General features: G+C 62.4%; 6 protein-coding genes. 4 read left to right on the top strand and 2 right to left on the bottom strand.

What is annotated here, in order from left to right; all coding sequences use genetic code 11:
- The first annotated feature begins 13 nt into the window (after positions 1-13).
- On the top strand, positions 14-1114 hold the full coding sequence (locus NQ204_RS13725) for a hypothetical protein (protein ID WP_256644160.1): 1101 nt from the start codon (positions 14-16) through the stop codon (positions 1112-1114).
- 61 nt (positions 1115-1175) lie between these two features.
- Positions 1176-2810 (top strand): hypothetical protein, encoded by a 1635-nt coding sequence (locus NQ204_RS13730; RefSeq protein WP_256644161.1) that lies wholly within the window; start codon positions 1176-1178, stop codon positions 2808-2810.
- Positions 2811-2812: 2 nt separating this feature from the next.
- Here the strand turns inward: NQ204_RS13730 and NQ204_RS13735 are convergent, their stop codons facing one another.
- The gene (locus NQ204_RS13735) at positions 2813-2992 is read right to left on the bottom strand and encodes a hypothetical protein (RefSeq protein WP_256644162.1); all 180 of its coding nucleotides are present in this window, start codon (positions 2990-2992) and stop codon (positions 2813-2815) included.
- Positions 2993-3416: 424 nt separating this feature from the next.
- Positions 3417-3728: an energy transducer TonB gene (locus NQ204_RS13740; RefSeq protein WP_256644163.1), complete on the bottom strand. Its 312-nt coding sequence runs from the start codon at positions 3726-3728 to the stop codon at positions 3417-3419.
- 300 nt (positions 3729-4028) lie between these two features.
- Here NQ204_RS13740 and NQ204_RS13745 point away from each other — a divergent pair, with 300 nt between their 5' ends.
- Both NQ204_RS13745 and NQ204_RS13750 read left to right on the top strand, forming a co-directional pair.
- Entirely contained in the window at positions 4029-4955 is a 927-nt protein-coding gene (locus NQ204_RS13745) for an XVIPCD domain-containing protein (RefSeq protein WP_256644164.1), read from the top strand.
- Between the two features lie 165 nt (positions 4956-5120).
- Positions 5121-6263, top strand: a complete 1143-nt coding sequence (locus NQ204_RS13750) for a YncE family protein (RefSeq protein WP_256644165.1) — start codon at positions 5121-5123, stop codon at positions 6261-6263.
- Positions 6264-6495 lie beyond the last annotated feature (232 nt).

The raw sequence follows: 6495 nt of genomic DNA on the forward strand, positions 1-6495 counted from the left end.
AGGAAATACGGACATGCCCATCCCAATTCTCATCGGTCTCGGCGTCGCTGCGGCCGCATCTGTCGGCGCAAAGAAGGCTTACGACGGGTACAAGAAGCACAGTGAGTCGGACGACATCGCCGATGCAGCGCGGGCGCGATACCAGGTTCGTCGCGACCAGTTCGATCGTCAGGAGAAGAAGACCCTCGATTCGCTTGAGTCGCTCGGTAACATTGAGCTCAGCATCGGCAAGGAGTTTGAGCGCTTCTCCACGCTGTCGGCGGCACTTCTGCAGCAGTTGAACCAGAGTCGCGAGCTGAAGCTTGAGGTCAAGCTGCCGCGCCATACCTTGCAGAAAATCGAGGCCTACGCCTACTCGGCCGTTGGCGTTCTGGGCAGCATTGCCGGTGCAGGAGCGGGTGGCGTCGCCGCCGGATTTGCCGTGTACGGCGGCGTCATGACCTTCGCTGCAGCGTCTACGGGCACTGCCATTTCCAGCTTGGCTGGCGTTGCTGCAACCAACGCTACCTTGGCTGCAATCGGCGGTGGGTCTCTGGCTGCTGGTGGTCTGGGGATTGCGGGTGGTACGGCAATCCTCGGGGCGGCTGTAGCGGCGCCAATCCTGGCCATTGCCGGCTGGGCGTATGACAGCCACGGCGAAAAGGCCTTGCAGAATGCCAAGCAGGCCAGCATTGAGGCCGACAATGCCGTGCGCAAGCTTGAGGCAGCTTCGGCATCACTGGCTAAGACCGAGATCTGCGCGCGCAAGGTCAAGGCTGCCCTTGAGGAAATCCGCGTCAGCTTTGAGCGCTACCTCGACACTCTTGAGGGCATGGATGGCCTCATCAGTAGCCTCAAGCGACTGGGTCGCAACGTCGATGAAGAGCTGGCGAAGTTTGAAGACGAGATCATGCTTGCGATTGGCAATGGCTATGCCGTCGCGGCGATCCTGACGGACATCATCTCCACGCCGCTGTTCAAGGTGAAGATGAAGGACGGCGACGTGGTCGTCAGCTCTGATGGCGTTCCGCAGATGGAAACCGATGCGGATGGCTCGATGATCCTGAATGACACTGGGGTTGACGCTGCACTGGCCGAAGGCCGAAACAGCGCCATGCGCTTCAACGTTCAGTAATTCCATTGTGGCGGATGCGCTCCATCCGCCACCTCATACCTTCGCCTGTCTGGATGGCGCCATGCACAGATCTTATGCAGACCACGACTTCGACTGGATGCCCCAGTTGGAAAAGACGGTCGTCAACAGTTTGGTCACCAGTTTCGGCCTCGACTTCCTGCTGCTACAGGACAAACAGGGCGGGGACGTGGACACCATTCACAATGCACGCCAGGGGCATTACGCCTCCGATGCTGAGAAGCAGCGGTACGACGAACGGGGCGACTACGATTCGACCGCGTATCACACGCATTCCAACTACAAACGACAGGGCGCTTCGGATAAAGCGAGTCACCTGGCTGGAGAGTTGAACGACCCGTATCGCGGAACGACCATGCGGGCCGATGACAAACGCGCGTTGGACCACGTCATCGCGGCCAAAGAGGTGCACCATGATGCAGGTAGGGTGCTGGCGGGCCTCGATGGTGTGGAGCTTGCCAATCGCTCGAGCAACCTGCAGTCCACCCATGAAACCATCAACGCGTCCAAGGGCGCGAAGCCAGTTGATGCCTTTCTTGTAGATGTCACCAATACAATCAAGAGCAATGAACTGAAGATCGCTTCCTGGAAGCGTGAGCTTGCCACAATGCCGCGCGATACTCCTGAGCAGCAGCATCAGGCGCGCACCCTGGAAGCAGGCATCGCCAAAGTGGAGAAGCGGACGGAGACATTGAAGGAGATTGACCACGATGGAATGCGGAAGCGTGATGAGGAAGCGCGTGAGAAGTACGAGCGTGAAGTAAATATCGCGTACTACACCGGGAGTCGTTTCCTCAAGAGTACGGCTTATGCGTCTGCGAACGTTGGGCTGCGCATGGGATTGAGGCAGGTTCTGGGCTTGATTGCGAGCGAAGTATGGTTTGAGCTGCGAGCAAAGCTGCCGTCTGCACTCAAGGGCTTGAAGCGCAGTTTCACGTTTGAGCGCTTTCTCCGCAGAGTGAGCGCACTGCTGCACGGTATCTGGCGGAGAGTGCAGCGGCGGTTCCGTGACTTCATCACTGAGTTTGGTGACGCGTTCCTTGGTGGCGTTGCTGCCAGTATCACGACCACGGTCATCAACATCTTCGCTCGCTCTGCAAAGAATGCGGCCAAGATCATCCGCGAGATGTGGGGGGCCCTGGTCAAGTCCATCAAGATCATGTGCATCAACCCTGGCAAATTGGGGGATGTTGATCAGAAGCGGGAAGCCCTCGCGGCGTTGACCGTTGGCGCCGGTGCCGTTGCAGCCTCTCTGGTACTGGCTCAGCTTGGGCCGTTGGCAGCGACCCCCGTCGTGGGTGGCCCTCTGACCTCGTTCGTCGCGGCGCTGATCAGCGGCGTTGTGACGCTAGGGTTGACCTGGACGCTTCTGCATAGCCCGCTGGCCGCGAAGCTGTGGGACTTCATGGCACGGAGCGCCCACGTTCAGACCTTGGCTGACCTGGTTGAGGCCAATCGACGGCTCGATACTTACCTGATGGAACTGGCCGCGCTTGAGTTGAATGTAGACCCTTGCGCGATGGTGGCGTTTGCCGCGGACCTGACAGCATGCAACGCAGAGTTCGAGCGTTCGCTGGTGCTGGCAATCGAGATCGAGCGCCGAGGTATTGAACTTCCGTTCCAGGTCGGCAATGCAGCGACCACACGGGCTTGGTTGTCCGGGCTGGCAAAGACGTGACTTCACCGTTCCCCTGCACGGGTTGCGGTCTGTGTTGCCGGCAGGTTCACATGGCAGCGCAGACGCGATATCTGGATCGCGGTGACGGCGTATGCCGGCATTACTGCGAGGTGGCCAGAGAGTGCGGGATATACGACGATCGACCCGACATCTGTCGGGTCGATCAGCAGTTCCAGCTTCACTATGCAACGGTCATGTCGTGGGACGACTTTGTCGACATCAACGTGAACGCTTGCCGATTCCTGCAGTCGCAGTCATCAGATGGTGGTTCTCAGCGCGATTCGTAGTCGGCACTGCGTGAATCCTGCATTTCGGTCAGCCAGTGACCCAGCCCATAGAGCGCGAATCCGTAAACGACGGCGGCACCAATGATCTTGAACATCACGCTTCCTCTTCAGTCCAAAGGGCGAGGCGTCCCTGCCTCAGATCGTTCCATACAGCCTCATTTTGATTGACGCTGCGACGTTGGGTGTCGCAGTACCACGTGCTGGCGATCTCCTAAGTGAACCAATGCCGTCATCCGGCCATAGGCGCAGTTCACAAGAAGGCTGAGGAAGCTGGATGTGGCGCTGAGTACTGCTGGACGCCCGTCGCCTGAAGCCGACTTCAGTGCCGGGCAAACCTAACCCGCATGCGAACCCGGACCGGTACCGCCTCACCATCCACACGCGTGGGCTCAAACTGCCATTGCCTTACCGCTTCAAGCGCTGCCCGGTCGATCTCCCGCTGCCGGCTGGAGGTGACGACGTTTACGGCCGCAACGTGCCCGGTGCTCGCTACGTCGGCGATCACCACGACCTCTACAGGTTTGTCCCATACGCTGTCAGGGGGCGTGCGCGGCGGTGGCGCATGGACCGTGGCAGGCGGCTGCTGCGGCGCGTTGCCAGGGTTATCGCTGGCGTGGATGAAGGTGTCCACCGATAACTGCGGCTCTGCGACGGCTGCGGAAGCGTGGGTGCCCAAGGCAAGCGTAAGAAGGAGCGCGTGGTGCCATCTGGTAATTGCGGGCCATCGATGGAAGCTGTGTCGACAGCGACCCGACAACTATACGCGGCAACCGTTTGAGTTCGTTCGGGTGGGCAGGCGGCGGCCATTAATGCTCCTTGGTTCACACATTCAGCAAGCCGCCTCGGGCCACGCCGGCCTCTCCACCTGCCCCTCAACCCACCTATGCCATCATCCAGCCAGAACCGCAGTACCCAACAAGGCTGAGCACGCATGGAGCAGGCAACACGCTACACGGTGACCGTTTTCCTGGCTGCGCCGGGCACCCCGCTGAAGAGCGGAGGCATCTCCCCGCGCGGGCAGATGTATCTGCAGGTTGCCGAGGGCGAGGACACCCACAGCTACGGCTTCGCGCCGCCGCGGCTGCCACCCGGTGAAACCGCGAAGGGCGTGCAGTACGCCCAGGTGCGCCACGACGATGCGGACGAGCACGTGGACCCGTATTACAGCCGCACCCTCGAAATCACCGCCGAGCATTACGGCTGCCTGCGTGACTTCGCCGAGGAACCGGCCGAGTTTGAATTTGATGTCGACCGCCCGGCCACCATCAACCGTTGCAGCGACTTCGTCTGGGCCGCGCTGAACTACGCGGGCCTGCACCCGCTGCCCACGCCGCTGGATGGCGGTAGTGATCTGGGCGAGTTCGCGGTGCTGTTCAACCTGCCGGAAATCCAGTGCATTGCGGCACCGTTTCCCGACAGCGATCTGAATGCCGAAAGCCATCACCCGATGCCCGAGCGGGAGGCCGAGCATCACCGCCAGGGCGACCGCGCTGAAGGCGAGCCGCCGCCGAGCCCGATGGAAGTGGCCGGCACGCTGCTGGATCCCTCGCATCCGGACCACCGGCTGTTCGCGCAGCTGATCCAGAAGGTGGCCGAGTTGGATGCCGCGCATGGCCGCACGTTCGATGACAGCAGCCAGCGCATCAGCGCCAGCCTGCTGGTGCTGGCCAAGCAGAACAATCTCTCGCGTGTGGACCACGTGCTGTTGAGCCGATCGACCCGCGATGCGCATGCGGCCGAGAGCATCTTCATCGTGCAGGGCGACCGTGACGACCCTGCGCATCGCCGCGCCAGCATCCCTACCGAGGTGGCAGCGCAGACGGATGTGGCCGATTCGCTACGGCTGAAGGAGCAATAACGCGGGCAGCCGCCACGCACGCGTGGGCGGACGCAACAGCCCCCAGCTGCTACCATTGCCCCGCAACCCAGCCAGCCCACCCCGCGCAGACAGGTGCGGGGCGGGCCGTCGCAGAACGGCCCAGCGAGCCAGGACACCCTCCCGTGCCCTTTCAAGGATGCTCGCATGCCCCGTCTTTCCGTTTTCCGCTCGGCCGCACTGGCCGTTGCCATCTCGCTCAGCGTCGGCGCCCCGGCGGCATTTGCCGATAACGCGACCGCTGCAACCGCGGCCAGCACCTCGGTGCAGCGCCAGGCCATCGCCCAGGGCCTGTACGAGCTGGCCTACAGCCCCACCCAGAACGCCGTGTTCGTGGCCTCGTCCGGTGGCTTCGGCGACAACGCCGGCCCGGCCCAGGTGCTGCGCCTGGACCCGGCCACGCTGGCCGTGCAGGCCCGCATTCCGCTGGAGCGCAAGGGCTTCGGCGTGGTGCTGGATGACGCGCACAACCGCCTGTACGTGGGCAACACCGTGGACACCTCGGTGACCGTGGTCGACACCGCCAACAACAAGGCCATCGGCACCGTGCAGCTGATGGAAAAGAAGGTGGGCAAGGACGGCAAGGCCGGCTACACCCATGACCTGCGTGAGCTGGTGGTCGACAGCGCCGCCAACCGTCTGTACGTCACCGGCCATTCCGGCGAGGGCAGCGTGCTGTTCGTGGTGGATACCACCACGCTGAAGCTGATCGACACCATCCCGGGCCTGGGCAAGGCCAAGGCACCGGGCCTGGCGCTGGATGCGGCCAACAAGCGCGTCTACACCAGCAACCTGCTGGCCGACCTGGTGGTGGTGGGCACCGATTCGAAGAAGGTGGTGGCCCAGCACAAGATCGCCGCCGAGCAGCCGATGAACATCGCGCTGGACCCGGACGGCAAGCGCCTGTTCGTGACCGACCAGGGCTCGGAGATGATCCGCAACTACGTGACCAAGAGCAGCGAGGGCTTCGTCAGCAAGCACCCGGGCCAGCGCGTGCTGGTGCTCGACCGCAGCACCGGCAAGGAACTGGCGAGCATCCCCACCGATGCCGGCCCGCTGGGCATCCTGCTGGATGCACCGCGCAAGCGCCTGTACGTGACCAACCGCGAAGGCGGCACGGTGACCGCCTATGACAGCGCCAGCTACAAGAAGGTGGCCACCTATGCGGTGCCGACCCACCCGAACAGCCTGGCGCTGGATGCGAAGAACAACGTGCTGTTCGTGAGCATCAAGAACGGCGAGAAGGATGCCAAGGGCTCGGAAGAGAGCGTGGCGCGCATCCAGCTGTAATGTGAGCGGTAGCGCCGGGCCATGTCCGGCGGCTGTTCGCTTGAAAAGGCAGGGTGCAGACCCTGCCTTTTTCTTTTGCCGTTGCAGCGGCTTCGGTCGACCAAGACGGTTGGTGAAGGCGTACCCATTGGCTGACAGCATGAACCGAGCATGGGCTCGGCTCTTATCTCTTCCGACTCTGGCACCTTAGGTGCCGAGAGCCCGGCGCGGACGACCGTTCGGCTCTAGGTCT

This window comes from Stenotrophomonas testudinis (assembly GCF_024499815.1).
In the GTDB taxonomy this organism is placed as follows: Bacteria; Pseudomonadota; Gammaproteobacteria; order Xanthomonadales; family Xanthomonadaceae; genus Stenotrophomonas.